Origin of the sequence: Vibrio sp. E14 (assembly GCF_020515785.1) — a bacterium.
Classification (GTDB): domain Bacteria; phylum Pseudomonadota; class Gammaproteobacteria; order Enterobacterales; family Vibrionaceae; genus Vibrio; species Vibrio diabolicus.
The window spans coordinates 871682-883946 of record NZ_JAHPJI010000002.1 but is presented as its reverse complement, the minus strand read 5'-3'; the positions used below and the strand labels follow the sequence as shown (position 1 = coordinate 883946).

Below are 12265 nucleotides of genomic sequence, written 5' to 3'. Positions count from 1 at the left end.
TCTGCTGAGAGTAAGTACTTTATTTTTGTATGGATGGATTTATTGAATGAGACTGTATTCATTTTTGCTGGCTTCTGCACTCAGCCTTACTAGTGCTTCAGTGTTGGCGAACACGCCTGAATTTGCTCACGTAACGACGACGGGTTATGGTGAAGTTATTGCTACACCAGATATGGCGACGTTTTCTGTAAAAGTGGTAGACACGACAATGACTGCTGAACAGGCCAAGCAGTCAGTTGACAAAACCGTTGAGCAATTTCTGAAAAATCTGTCTGATGCTGGCTTATCAAAAGACAATGTTACCAGCTCGAATTTATACCTTGCGCCTCAATACCACTACCCTAAATCTGGTAAAGCAGAGCTCGTTGGTTATCGCGCTTCTCGTAGCATTGATGTGACGGTTACGGATCTAAAAAACCTAAACCAGTACCTAGATATGGCGTTAGAAGCAGGGATTAATCAGGTTGATAATATTCAACTTAAGGTAAGCAACCAGGCTGAGTATCAGCAAAAGGCACGCATGGCGGCTATCCAAGATGCGCGAGAAAAAGCAGCGTCATTGGCTACTGGCTTTGAGAAAAAGTTGGGTGATGTCTGGCAGATCAATTACAGACAGATGCACGTTCAGCCAGTTCTAATGCGCTCGATGGCGATGGACAGTAAAGAAGGGGCAAACAGCTACCAGGATTCTACCATGATTATTCGCGATCAAGTTGACGTGATTTACAAGCTGAAGTAATACTGGGTGCAAAAAGAAAAGGCAGGATATTCCCTGCCTTTGTTATTTCTGCTTCACAAATTAGTGAAGGATACGAGCACGGATAGTGCCTTCAATACTTTTCAGTTTCGCTAGTGCTTCTTCTGAGCGCTCGGTTTCAACATCGATCACCACGTAGCCGATTTCAGCGGCTGTTTGTAGGTATTGTGCGGCAATGTTAATACCGTCTTCCGCGAAGATGGTGTTGATCTGAGTAAGAATACCAGGACGGTTTTTATGGATGTGAAGCAAGCGAGAGCATTCACCACCGTGCTCTGGCAGAGACACCTCTGGGAAGTTTACGCTTGAAAGCGTAGAGCCGTTGTCAGAGTACTTCGCCAGTTTTCCTGCGACCTCAACACCGATGTTCTCTTGTGCTTCTTGTGTTGAGCCACCAACGTGTGGAGTGAGGATGACATTATCGAACTTCTGCAAAGGAGATTCGAACGGGTCGGCATTCGTTTTCGGTTCTGTTGGGAATACATCAATCGCTGCACCCGCAATATGACCTGCTTCTAAACTATGGCAAAGCGCTGGAATATCCACGACAGTGCCGCGTGCTGCATTAATAAAGATTGAGCCTGGTTTCATGCGAGCAAACTCAGCTTCACCCATCATATTTTTTGTTTCTGGCGTTTCAGGAACGTGCAGAGAAATTACGTCACACTTGTTTAGTAGTTCACTCATGGTATGCACTTGCGTCGCATTACCAAGGGACAATTTGTTCTCGATGTCGTAGTAGTAAACGCGCATACCTAAGTTTTCGGCAATAATACCTAGCTGCGTACCAATGTGGCCGTATCCGATAATGCCAAGACGTTTGCCACGTGCTTCGTAAGAGTTGTCAGCACTTTTCTTCCAAATACCGCGATGTGCAAGCGCATTCTTTTCAGGAATGCCACGCAGAAGTAGTAGGATTTGACCAAGTACCAGCTCCGCCACACTGCGTGTGTTAGAGAACGGTGCATTAAACACAGGAATGCCGCGTTTTGCTGCTGCGTCTAGGTTTACTTGGTTAGTACCGATACAAAAACAGCCAATTGCAACCAGTTTATTCGCCGCATTGATTACCTCTTCGGATAGGTTCGTACGGGAGCGAATACCGATGAAGTGCACGTCTTTAACCGCTTCAATCAATTCTTCTTCCGGAAGGGAACCTTTATGGTACTCAATGTTGGTATAACCAGCTGCTTGAAGAACTTCAACTGAAGAAGGGTGGAGTCCCTCTAACAAGAGGATCTTAATCTTTTCTTTTTCCAGTGAAACTTTGGCCATTTTTTCTCGTCCTTAAAATGGAAAGGTGGGCTAATGTGGCGCACATTGGGCAAAACTATTAAAAAGGGGATAATTGATAGTTTTGTAGGAGGACAAACGTTTCCTTGTGCGTCTTCTGTTCAATAAAGTAACAAAAAAAAATTGTTTTGGGTAAGAAAATTACGGAATAAGAGATAATTTTCTTAGAGAAAGGAATAAAAAACGGTGCCTTGCAGCACCGTATGTAATGAAATAACAGAAAAGTGAACCAGATAGGTCGATTTGAGCTGTTATTTATTCTTCAATTTTTGCGCCTTCTGGTGTACCTGTGATTACGACGTCAGCACCACGGTGAGCAAAAAGGCCCACAGTCACCACACCCGCGATACCGTTGATTTTGTCTTCCATTTCTTTCGGGTTAGTAATCTGCATGTTGTGTACATCCAGAATTACGTTGCCGTTGTCAGTCACAACGCCTTCACGGTAAGCCGGGTCACCACCCAGTTTTACTAATTCGCGCGCAACGTAAGAGCGTGCCATTGGGATCACTTCTACAGGTAGTGGGAACTGACCTAGTACGTCAACTGCTTTGGTGCCGTCAACAATACATACGAACTTATCAGAGATTGCCGCGACAATTTTCTCACGAGTCAGAGCCGCGCCGCCGCCTTTGATCATTTCACGTGCTGGGTTAATTTCGTCTGCGCCATCAACATACACATCCAGCTTCATTACGTCGTTACACTCGTATACTTCAATACCAAGCTCTTTAAGGCGCTCAGTTGAAGCGACAGAGCTAGACACTGCACCTTTAATATCGTCTTTGATAGTGCCTAGTGCATCGATGAAGTGATTCACGGTAGAGCCAGTACCAACACCGACAATGCTGCCTTTCTCAACATATTTTAGTGCTGCCCAACCAGCCGCTTTTTTCATTTCATCTTGAGTCATGCCAATCTCCTGAATAGATGTTCGTTAACGTTTGCGGGCGTGATTATAGCGGCTTACTTGCCACTTTCCCATTGCCATATTCGGCTTGGGGTCACGATCTTAGGTAATGGAATGTCCCAGCTTTCAATTGGTAAGCGTTCTACATGTTGGCAGTCGTGAGCGATACCAACAGGCTTGGCACCTTCTCCGGTTATAAACCAATGAGACAGGGTACGGTCATAATACCCTCCGCCCATGCCTAAGCGGTGGCCGATGCTGTCGAATCCAACCAAAGGTGTACAAATGATATCAAGTTGACGAACGGGCTTGAGGTGGCGGATGTCTAGTTTGGGCTCTAAGATGCCGTATTTGTTGTAGACCAATTGATCATCACTTACGTACAGAAGAAACAGTAACTGACCTTTGGAAAACGGATGGATGACAGGTAGATAAACCGATTTTCCCTGTTGCCACAACCACTCAATGAGCGGCTTGGTATCAAGTTCACCGTCAGCAGAAAGATAAATAGCAATATGCTGTGCTTGCTGGATTTCAGGAATTTGAGAGAACTGAGTGACAAGGTCGATCCCCGCTTGGAATTGCGTATCGCTACACAATGCGTTGCGCTTTTCACGAATCAGTTTGCGAAAGTCTTGTCGAGAGAGGTCTGACATAGAGAGAATACCCCAGGGTGCCGTTGAGGATTGTGGCCCTTGAACCAGCTGGTTCAAGGCGGATCAGCAATGACAACCGTAGGCTTCTCGGTGCATGCCGAGCTTGCTCAATAGTTACCAAATACTAACCCTTAGGTATTGCTTATCGGCTCAGGGACTTAAATCCTGCTGACGCACACCCCAGGGTAAATTTTGTATTTACTGCTGTCCTTGCGTAACTTTGCTTAGTGCGTTCTCAAGAGACGCAGTGAGCTTTTCCATTCGCTCAGTAATTTCTTGCTGTTGACCGTTTGATTCGTATGACTTGGTGTGCAACTCATAACAAATATTCAATGCAGCGAAGGTCAGCAGTTGGATTTCATTGGTTACCTTAGTACGTTCGCTCATTTCTTTCAATCGGCGATCCAGATCTTTTGCCGCTGCAACAAGAGACTCTTCTTGTCCTGTCGGACAATTCACTCGTGTAACTTTGCCTAATATTTCAACGTCGATCGCTTGATTGCTCATGATGAATAAACTCTATATTCGCGCTATCTAAGGTGTTGCTTCATACAACTACCGAGGAGCAAACTATAGGAAAACCGCTATTAAGATTCAAGCATTTCCCATCACAGAAAGAGAAATGATGACGAGATCACACAGGAATTGGGCAAATTGAGCAAATGCTGTTCAAAATTGAATTTGATAGCCGTTTCAGACCACTAACCTTGATGGTAGGATATACCAATACATTATTATGCAAGAATGAGCCAAGTTATGAGTGAAATCACCCTTCCTGAATACCAATCTATTGCTGCTGAACTGCAATCTGCAAGCCTAGCAGTAACACCTGCGGAATTACATGGCTTATTTGTCGGCATGTTAAGTGGTGGATTGGCGATTAATGATCAAACTTGGCAGCCTATTCTGTTTGACTACACCAATGATGGTATGGGTTGGCCTTCTACTGCGCTAGCTTTTGCTCAAAGCGTATTCACCGTTACTGTCAATGAACTCACGGGCACGTCGATGGAGCTGTCTTTATTATTGCCAGATGAGCCGGGAGAAGAAGGCTTATTCGCGTTGGCTGACAGCGTGTCCGATTTCGTAAACCACTTTATTTCTGGGTTAGGTCTAGCAGGTGTTGCGCTAAATAAAGCGTCAGATGACGCTAAAGAAGCATTGGCTGACCTAGAAGAGATTGCCAAATTAGGCATTGATGAAGATGACGACCTCGGTGAACAAGCGCAATTGCTAGAACAAGTGATTGAACACATCAAAGCTTGCGTACTAACGATTCATGCTGAGTTTGGTGTTCGCCCTGAAAGTAGCGATAAAAAGCCTACTATTCATTAATCGTAGATGGTCCAGAGGTTAGCATGAAGCAATATGATGTAGTCATTGCTGGTGGTGCCATGGCTGGTGCAACGTTAGCATTGGCGATTGACCATTTGTCTCAGGGAAAGCTCCGCATTGCCGTCGTTGAGCCTTTTAAAGCGCAGTCAGATATGCACCCTGGTTTTGACTCTCGCTCAATCGCATTGTCTTACGGTACTGTCAATCTGTTGCGTCAACTACAGCTCTGGACTTCATTAGAACCGTTTGTCACACCTATTGAACATATCCACGTTTCTGACCGCTCTCATGCTGGGATGACGGAAATTACCAAGCAAGAGATTGGCGTTGAAGCACTAGGGTATGTTGTCGAATTAGCCGATGTTGGTCGCGTATATCAAGAATTATTAGATAGCAGCGCATCCATAACGCTGTTTTGCCCTGACTCTGTTACCGATATCGAGCGCGAGCAAGACTGTACCCATATTACGTTGAAAAGCGGTGAGCAGCTTGACGCAAAACTGTTGGTGGCAGCCGATGGTGCTGTTTCGACTTGTTGTCAGAAAATTGGTTTAGAGCTTTCTGAGCAAGATTTTGAACAAGTGGCTGTCATTGCCAATATTGTTACTCAAGAACCTCATCAAGGTAGAGCCTTTGAACGTTTTACTGAAAATGGCCCTGTAGCTTTATTGCCAATGAGTGACAATAGAATGTCTTTAGTTTGGTGTCTGCACCCTGAGGAAGCCCAAGCAGTTCTTGAGTTATCTGACCAAGCATTTCTCCAACGTTTACAACAAGACTTTGGCTGGCGTTTGGGCGCGATGAAAAAAGTGGGACGACGTGCGAGTTACCCATTGCTTCTTCGCCATCGAAAGCAAAATATTTCTCATCGTTTTGCGATTGTTGGGAATGCGGCGCAAACGCTGCATCCGATAGCTGGACAAGGTTTTAATCTTGGTATTCGCGACGTTGTCTCGCTAGCAGAAGAAATCGTGCAGCAAAGCGATGATGTTGGTCTTTATCAAGGCTTGATGCGCTTTAGTCAGCGTAGAGAGGCAGATCGAAGCGAAACGATCTGGCTAACCAGTGCCTTAGTGCATATTTTTTCAAATGATTTACCCGCGATGCGAATTGGGCGAAATACAGCCTTAGCAGCGATGGATAACCTTTCTATTTTTAAGCAGCCGCTACTGCGCCATACGCTTGGTTTGGTAAAACGATGAACGGCCGCACTGAATTAGGTAATAAAAAGCAATGATGCAAAGTGTAGATATCGCCATCATCGGCGGAGGGATGGTTGGGTTGGCACTTGCTGCCGCGTTCAAGGACAGCGATCTGCGTGTCGCCGTAATAGAAGGCAAGGTGCCAGATGAGTCGTTGAAAGAGTTACCTGATGTGCGTGTGTCTGCGTTGAGCCGTTCTAGTGAGACGATCTTGCGTAAGCTTGGCGCTTGGCAGGGAATAGAGCAACGCCGAGCTTCACCATACTACGGAATGGAAGTGTGGGAGCAAGATAGCTTCGCTAGTATTGAGTTCAATGCACAAAGCATGGCACAACCTGATTTAGGGCATATTGTTGAGAATCGAGTGATTCAACTCGCACTGCTCGAACAAGTCCAAAAGCTCGATAACGTCACTATGTTTATGCCTGCACGTTGCGCGACCTTAGCGGTGGGCGAACAAGAAAGTTGGTTGACGCTCGACAATGGTCAAGCCATGACGGCTAAGTTAGTGGTCGGAGCCGATGGGGCAAACTCGTGGCTTCGTCATCAAATGGATATTCCGTTAACGCATTGGGATTATGGACATCATGCTCTGGTCGCGAATGTTAAAACCGCTGCTCCGCACAATAGCATTGCACGACAGATTTTTACTCCTCAAGGGCCATTGGCGTTTTTGCCAATGTCGCAACCAGATATGTGCTCTATTGTTTGGTCCACTGAGCCAAATCGTGCAGAGCAGTTATTGGCAATGAGTGAGCATGATTTCAACAAAGCATTGACGAGCGAATTTGATACACGACTTGGTCTATGTGAAGTCGTGGGAGAGCGTGCCGCGTTTCCTCTGAAAATGCGTTATGCGCGAGATTTTGTTGTGGAGCGAGTCGCGCTGGTTGGCGATGCAGCCCATACAATTCACCCACTAGCGGGGCAGGGTGTGAATTTAGGTTTATTAGATGCAGCCAGCCTCGCTCAAGAGGTGTTAGCGCTATGGAAGCAAGGCCAAGATATTGGCAGCAAACGCAATCTAAGAGGTTATGAGCGTTGGCGCAAAGCGGAAGCAGCAAAGATGATCGCTGCAATGCAAGGGTTCCGAGACCTGTTCTCTGGAGAGAATCCTGCTAAGAAGCTGGTTCGTGGCATTGGTTTGAGTTTAGCGGGTCAATTGCCGGGAGCGAAAGATGAGATCATGAAGCGTGCGCTTGGTCTAAAAGGTCATCTGCCGGATCTGGCACGTCAGTAGGTGTAAAGCGAACTTCAAATACACAAAAGGCTGGTTAATCCAGCCTTTGTTTTATCAACGTTTTGCTAAGCATATGCGCATCGGAGTTTCATTATTTCTTGGTTGATCTCTTTGACCGCTCGGAAATGGCGTTGCTCTGCTTTCTCCGGCAGTATTAACTTGCCGTTATCAAACTCGAATCTACCGACCCCGTAAATATAAATTCTTCCTTTAAAAAGACGACTTATATGTTTAGCAATCATACTTGGTGTATAGCGCTTAAACAGTCTCATATTTACTTTCCTTTTATCTAACCTAGCCTAGGTATTCTACGTTTTGGACGCGAAAATTATTGTGACAGCCATAGTATTAAATACAGATGTAGGGTGTTGCGTCAGAGATTTGTGTTGTCTTAGACAATTTGACAGTATCATCTCTTAAATAGCGTGAGGATTACCCCAAAAAATCACCGTTCAAGGAACCCTTACGACAATACACTCCTTTTTACGTTACGCATTAAGCAATAGTTTTGTTACAGAATTAAGAATAGAACGAAAATGATTGTTTGCTAATTGTTTCTATTAAGGTGGTATCCAACAGAACAAACTTTACGTCCTAACGGTTAGAGAAAGAGGAAGAGAAAAAAGTTCCGTACAAAAAAAAAGCCCGCTTCAGCGGGCGAATAGTCACAGATGCATTACACAAAAGTGGACAGCTGACGGTATGAATACTGTCATTCAGTCAGCTGATTCACTTTATGTTGGTTAAGTGCTTGTTTGAAACTTAACCAACAAATTCAGCATATACGAGTTTTATTCTTGTGACTATTTATGTTTTATATGTGATTAAAAATTCCATCGTCTATTTTTGTAGATATGAGCGAGATCACGTGATGATAGAAACACTACGTGCTATTACATTATTTTTAGACGATTAACGACAGATCTCAGCTACGGTCGGCTGACACAATTGGATAAGATCTTGGATAGAAAGCGCCAGTCCAGCCATGCGATCGCCACTGCTGATCGTGACTTCCTGTTCTTCTAGTAAGCTAGGATCGAACACGATCGGCATGTGTCGTTTGAGTAATAGTGGAGTGACAGTACCAATTTTGTAACCCGTGATGGCCTCAACGTCGGCTTGATCAACGCAAGTCATCCGGCGGCATTGCAGTAATGAGCGCACTTTTTTGGGATCGACACTACGATCACCAGGCGCACAGGCGAGAGCATATTGATTACCCATGTCTCGTAGCAAGATTGCTTTCACCATTTGAGAAGGGCGAATGCCGCGTTGTTGCGCGGCATCCTCAATAGTGGTTGCTGGTCTTTGATGCGGTAACAGACGAAACGGAATGTGTTGGTCTGTGAGAAATTGCATCAAAGGAGTATTGATTGTATTACTCATCATCAAGGCTGTAAGGCAGTGATTCGATTGTCCATTCACATTCTGGTTGAGCAACCAAACGAAGACGAGTGTCTTCATCGAGATTATTGGGCAGTACGATCAGGCCAATCGCGTGATTGTCGCTGAATTGGTAGTGGTTTAATAAAGCACCCACTGAACGCCAGTTTTCACCTACGCTGCGTTCGAGCTCAATTGGCTCGTCACTGAATGGAGCAGAAGTTGCCCCTTTTACGATGTACATCGCACGTTTATTTGTACCGCGATACTTAGCTCGTGCTACCGTTTCTTGTCCTGTGTAGCAGCCCTTTGTGAAGCTAATGCCTCCTAAAGCTTGCACGTTGAGTGCTTGTGGAATGTGAGCATTCTGCGCGGATGCAGAGACAAATGGTAAACCAGCTTCAATGTCGAAACGATTCCAAAGCTCATTTGTCGTAAGGGCAGCATCTGTATTTTCAACGACTTGTTGCGCAGCTGGCGCACTTAATATCATTAGCCAGCGGTTTTGTGAAACTTGTACCGCGGTGCCGCCTTCAACAGGGCGAACGCTGCCAGTCGTTTTGCTCATTGAAGAAATAAGCTCGTCGGCTTTGACGCCTGCAACACCTAAGATAACTTCATCAGAAGCTTCAATCGTTACTTTAGAGAAAATGGCGTATTTTTTTATTTCGCTAAGTTCTACGTTAATCGCCGATTTTGGTTGTATCATGCCGTAGCCATCGTGGTGATGGAAAAGGCGGAACACACTCCACACTTTACCTTTCGCATCACAATGTGCGCCTAATGTTGATTGGTCTTGTTCTAAAGAAACGACATCGCAGGTAACCTGACCTTGTAAGTATGATTTTTTATCGTCACCGACCATGGTGATCATGCCGAAATTGTCCAGCAGCGAGATAGATAACTCTGGAAGTGCGTCTTGAGTTGAGAGAGGTAGTGCTGAAAAACGAGTTTGCCATTCCATAATTACAATGCCTTTTGAAGATATTTTTCCGCTATGTTATACCCAAATAACCTTGAGATACTAGGGGAGCGATTTACGAATCAACATTTGTCTGCTTTCACTATCGTATTGTGACCCGCACACTAGTGACGTAGCACATCCCTTGTTACACTCCGCACTAACAACAAGACATCTATGAAGGAATAGTGAATGTACACTCCGGAAGAAAAAGCGCGTATTAAATGGGCTTGTCGTCGAGGCATGCTTGAGCTTGACGTAGTAATTATGCCGTTTTTTGAAGAGTGCTTTGATACTCTGAGTGAACAAGAGCAGCGTGACTTTGTTTCTTTACTTGAATGCGATGATCCTGATCTGTTTACTTGGATAATGGGGCATGGCCGCAGCGAAAACTTAGGTCATGCTGCAATGGTTGATAAAATTGTCGCCCATAACCTCAGCAAAGTTCGTTAATTTTACCGCTTCTCCCTCTCTGACCGCCCGAGTTCTCAATGTAATACTTTTCTTACTGATGACTTGGGCCGTTACCCTCTCTAGCATCCCTCTCGTATTATCGATTTATTTGTTATTAATGATTGTTAAGGCACTATTGAGCCAAGGCTTTGTTAAACCGACAAGTCAGGGTTATTGGTATGTGCATTGCGATGGCTCGGTTAGGTTTGAGGCCCTTGAGTATAGTGAATGTTCGGCGGCTCTTGAGTCTGAAAAGGATCAGTTACAACGAATCGATACATCGACATTGCCATTCAAGATAACATTTCGATTGCAGTCTGGCCGTAGCGTCACGATTTGGCGTGATAGCTGTGACGATGAGCAGTATCGTCAATTATCTTTAGTATTACGCCAGTGGGAAATGAAACAGGGAGCCAATGCTCCCTGTTGATGTAATAGTTTACTTGGTAAAGTTAAAGCTGTTTAGCTGGGACCAAAATCGTTGGTCCGCTGTTTTCCAGTTGGTTCGGATAATCAAGCGTGTAGTGCAAACCTCGACTCTCTTTACGCTGCATCGCACAACGAACCATCAGCTCTGCTACTTGTAAAAGGTTACGCAGTTCTAATAAATTGTTCGACACGCGGAAATTGCTGTAGTACTCGTGTGTTTCTTGTTGCAACAGTTGGATACGGCGTAAGGCGCGCTCTAAACGCTTGTCAGTTCGCACAATGCCCATGTAGTCCCACATAAACAGACGAAGCTCGTGCCAGTTGTGCTGAATGATCACTTCTTCATCACTATTGGTTACTTTGCTTTCATCCCAACATGGCACCTGTGAGGGTAGCTCAACGTTAGTGTGATGTTTTAGAATATCTTTTGCCGCAGACCAAGCATAAACCACGCATTCGAGAAGTGAATTTGATGCCATGCGGTTAGCACCATGCAGCCCGGTGTAGCTAACTTCACCAATCGCATACAAATTTTTCAGATCGGTGCAGCCATTTCTATCCACCATGACACCGCCGCAAGTGTAGTGCGCAGCAGGTACGATTGGGATTGGCTCTTTGGTCATGTCAATGCCCAAGTCCATCAAACGTGAATAAATGGTTGGGAAGTGCTTAGTAATAAAGTCAGCAGGTTTGTGACTGATGTCGAGGTACATACAGTCGGCACCCAAACGCTTCATTTCGAAGTCGATAGCACGAGCCACGACGTCACGCGGAGCAAGCTCTTTACGCTCATCGAAATCTGGCATAAAGCGAGAACCATCTGGACGACGCAGGTAAGCTCCTTCACCACGTAACGCTTCGGTCAACAAGAAGTTACGCGCCTCGGGGTGGTATAAACACGTCGGGTGGAACTGGTTAAACTCCATATTTGCCACACGACACCCTGCACGCCAAGCAATGGCAATACCATCACCAGACGAAACATCTGGGTTAGAGGTGTATTGATAAACTTTTGAAGCGCCACCTGTAGCGAGAACCACAAATTTGGCCCGCACGGTTTCAACATGCTCTTCGTTGCGGTTCCAGATATAAGCACCGATAACTTTGTTTTTATCACCGCCAATTTTGTCTTCGGTGATTAAGTCCAGCGCATTGTGACGTTCGAGAACATGAATGTTTGGATGGTTGTGAGCGTTATCTTGCAGAGAGGTTTGCATCGCCATACCTGTTGCATCTGCCGCGTGAAGAATACGACGACGGCTATGGCCACCTTCACGAGTTAAGTGATAACGAGGCTCATCGTCAGAGTCATCCTCTTCACGATCAAATGGGACACCACCGTCGATCAACCACTGTACGCACTCTTTTGAGTGTTCAGCAATGAACCTCACGGTATCTTCGTCACAAATACCATCGCCGGCGATTTGCGTGTCTTCAACGTGTGAATCAATGGTGTCTGACTCATCAAATACGGCAGCAATACCACCCTGGGCATAATAGGTCGCCCCTTCGCTGCGTGGCCCTTTACTCAGCACCATCACTTTACAGTGGTTAGCAACGCGCAAAGCCAACGACAAACCAGCCGCGCCACTCCCTACCACTAACACATCACACTCATGTTCACGATTTGTGTTCATATAACTTTTA

General features: G+C 45.4%; 14 protein-coding genes and 1 other RNA gene. 6 read left to right on the top strand and 9 right to left on the bottom strand.

All coding sequences use genetic code 11. The features are described from left to right. The first annotated feature begins 46 nt into the window (after positions 1–46). Entirely contained in the window at positions 47–739 is a 693-nt protein-coding gene (locus LIX84_RS09305) for an oxidative stress defense protein (RefSeq protein WP_226421133.1), read from the top strand. Positions 740–799: 60 nt separating this feature from the next. Here LIX84_RS09305 and serA read toward each other — a convergent pair whose 3' ends face one another. From serA to LIX84_RS09280, 5 genes are all read right to left on the bottom strand, one after another. After that, positions 800–2032 (bottom strand): phosphoglycerate dehydrogenase, encoded by a 1233-nt coding sequence (gene serA / locus LIX84_RS09300; RefSeq protein ID WP_005393937.1) that lies wholly within the window; start codon positions 2030–2032, stop codon positions 800–802. A gap of 273 nt (positions 2033–2305) precedes the next feature. Further along, the gene (gene rpiA / locus LIX84_RS09295; protein ID WP_005380982.1) at positions 2306–2962 is read right to left on the bottom strand and encodes a ribose-5-phosphate isomerase RpiA; all 657 of its coding nucleotides are present in this window, start codon (positions 2960–2962) and stop codon (positions 2306–2308) included. A 53-nt stretch (positions 2963–3015) separates the two neighbouring features. Further along, positions 3016–3615, bottom strand: a complete 600-nt coding sequence (locus tag LIX84_RS09290; protein WP_104970962.1) for a 5-formyltetrahydrofolate cyclo-ligase — start codon at positions 3613–3615, stop codon at positions 3016–3018. Between the two features lie 5 nt (positions 3616–3620). Beyond that, positions 3621–3805, bottom strand: a non-coding RNA gene (gene ssrS / locus LIX84_RS09285) — 6S RNA. Between the two features lie 8 nt (positions 3806–3813). Then, a complete protein-coding gene (locus tag LIX84_RS09280) occupies positions 3814–4122 on the bottom strand; it encodes a cell division protein ZapA (RefSeq protein WP_005393932.1) in 309 nt (102 codons plus the stop codon). Positions 4123–4371: 249 nt separating this feature from the next. Between LIX84_RS09280 and LIX84_RS09275 the strand changes: the two genes are divergently transcribed. From LIX84_RS09275 to LIX84_RS09265, 3 genes are read left to right on the top strand one after another with little or no spacing between them, the layout of a single operon-like run. Then, positions 4372–4950 (top strand): YecA/YgfB family protein, encoded by a 579-nt coding sequence (locus LIX84_RS09275; protein ID WP_033907447.1) that lies wholly within the window; start codon positions 4372–4374, stop codon positions 4948–4950. Positions 4951–4973: 23 nt separating this feature from the next. Then, the gene (ubiH, locus tag LIX84_RS09270) at positions 4974–6152 is read left to right on the top strand and encodes a 2-octaprenyl-6-methoxyphenyl hydroxylase (RefSeq protein WP_109169432.1); all 1179 of its coding nucleotides are present in this window, start codon (positions 4974–4976) and stop codon (positions 6150–6152) included. A gap of 31 nt (positions 6153–6183) precedes the next feature. Next, entirely contained in the window at positions 6184–7392 is a 1209-nt protein-coding gene (locus LIX84_RS09265) for an FAD-dependent 2-octaprenylphenol hydroxylase (RefSeq protein WP_005393929.1), read from the top strand. A gap of 65 nt (positions 7393–7457) precedes the next feature. On the opposite strand, the gene LIX84_RS09260 is transcribed toward LIX84_RS09265, so the two are convergent. From LIX84_RS09260 to ygfZ, 3 genes are all read right to left on the bottom strand, one after another. Next, complete coding sequence (locus LIX84_RS09260) at positions 7458–7664, bottom strand: DUF1107 domain-containing protein (RefSeq protein ID WP_005380970.1); 207 nt, start codon at positions 7662–7664, stop codon at positions 7458–7460. A 640-nt stretch (positions 7665–8304) separates the two neighbouring features. Continuing rightward, positions 8305–8778, bottom strand: a complete 474-nt coding sequence (locus LIX84_RS09255; RefSeq protein WP_031780369.1) for an aminoacyl-tRNA deacylase — start codon at positions 8776–8778, stop codon at positions 8305–8307. After that, positions 8771–9739: a tRNA-modifying protein YgfZ gene (ygfZ, locus tag LIX84_RS09250; protein WP_226421132.1), complete on the bottom strand. Its 969-nt coding sequence runs from the start codon at positions 9737–9739 to the stop codon at positions 8771–8773. Before ygfZ ends, LIX84_RS09255 begins: the two co-directional genes overlap by 8 nt. A 189-nt stretch (positions 9740–9928) precedes the next feature. On the opposite strand from ygfZ, the gene LIX84_RS09245 reads away from it, so the two are divergent. Both LIX84_RS09245 and LIX84_RS23515 read left to right on the top strand, forming a co-directional pair. Next, a complete protein-coding gene (locus LIX84_RS09245; RefSeq protein WP_005393925.1) occupies positions 9929–10189 on the top strand; it encodes an FAD assembly factor SdhE in 261 nt (86 codons plus the stop codon). Then, a complete protein-coding gene (locus tag LIX84_RS23515) occupies positions 10137–10619 on the top strand; it encodes a protein YgfX (protein ID WP_308400457.1) in 483 nt (160 codons plus the stop codon). Before LIX84_RS09245 ends, LIX84_RS23515 begins: the two co-directional genes overlap by 53 nt. A 22-nt stretch (positions 10620–10641) precedes the next feature. Here LIX84_RS23515 and nadB read toward each other — a convergent pair whose 3' ends face one another. After that, the gene (nadB, locus tag LIX84_RS09235) at positions 10642–12255 is read right to left on the bottom strand and encodes an L-aspartate oxidase (RefSeq protein WP_031780368.1); all 1614 of its coding nucleotides are present in this window, start codon (positions 12253–12255) and stop codon (positions 10642–10644) included. Between the last annotated feature and the right edge of the window lie 10 nt (positions 12256–12265).

Coding starts and splice junctions, on each gene's coding strand:
- LIX84_RS09305 (WP_226421133.1), top strand. CDS start 47: ATGAGACTGTATTCATTTTTGCTGGCTTCTGCACTCAGCCTTACTAGT.
- serA (WP_005393937.1), bottom strand. CDS start 2,032: ATGGCCAAAGTTTCACTGGAAAAAGAAAAGATTAAGATCCTCTTGTTA.
- rpiA (WP_005380982.1), bottom strand. CDS start 2,962: ATGACTCAAGATGAAATGAAAAAAGCGGCTGGTTGGGCAGCACTAAAA.
- LIX84_RS09290 (WP_104970962.1), bottom strand. CDS start 3,615: ATGTCAGACCTCTCTCGACAAGACTTTCGCAAACTGATTCGTGAAAAG.
- LIX84_RS09280 (WP_005393932.1), bottom strand. CDS start 4,122: ATGAGCAATCAAGCGATCGACGTTGAAATATTAGGCAAAGTTACACGA.
- LIX84_RS09275 (WP_033907447.1), top strand. CDS start 4,372: ATGAGTGAAATCACCCTTCCTGAATACCAATCTATTGCTGCTGAACTG.
- ubiH (WP_109169432.1), top strand. CDS start 4,974: ATGAAGCAATATGATGTAGTCATTGCTGGTGGTGCCATGGCTGGTGCA.
- LIX84_RS09265 (WP_005393929.1), top strand. CDS start 6,184: ATGATGCAAAGTGTAGATATCGCCATCATCGGCGGAGGGATGGTTGGG.
- LIX84_RS09260 (WP_005380970.1), bottom strand. CDS start 7,664: ATGAGACTGTTTAAGCGCTATACACCAAGTATGATTGCTAAACATATA.
- LIX84_RS09255 (WP_031780369.1), bottom strand. CDS start 8,778: ATGAGTAATACAATCAATACTCCTTTGATGCAATTTCTCACAGACCAA.
- ygfZ (WP_226421132.1), bottom strand. CDS start 9,739: ATGGAATGGCAAACTCGTTTTTCAGCACTACCTCTCTCAACTCAAGAC.
- LIX84_RS09245 (WP_005393925.1), top strand. CDS start 9,929: ATGTACACTCCGGAAGAAAAAGCGCGTATTAAATGGGCTTGTCGTCGA.
- LIX84_RS23515 (WP_308400457.1), top strand. CDS start 10,137: ATGCTGCAATGGTTGATAAAATTGTCGCCCATAACCTCAGCAAAGTTC.
- nadB (WP_031780368.1), bottom strand. CDS start 12,255: ATGAACACAAATCGTGAACATGAGTGTGATGTGTTAGTGGTAGGGAGT.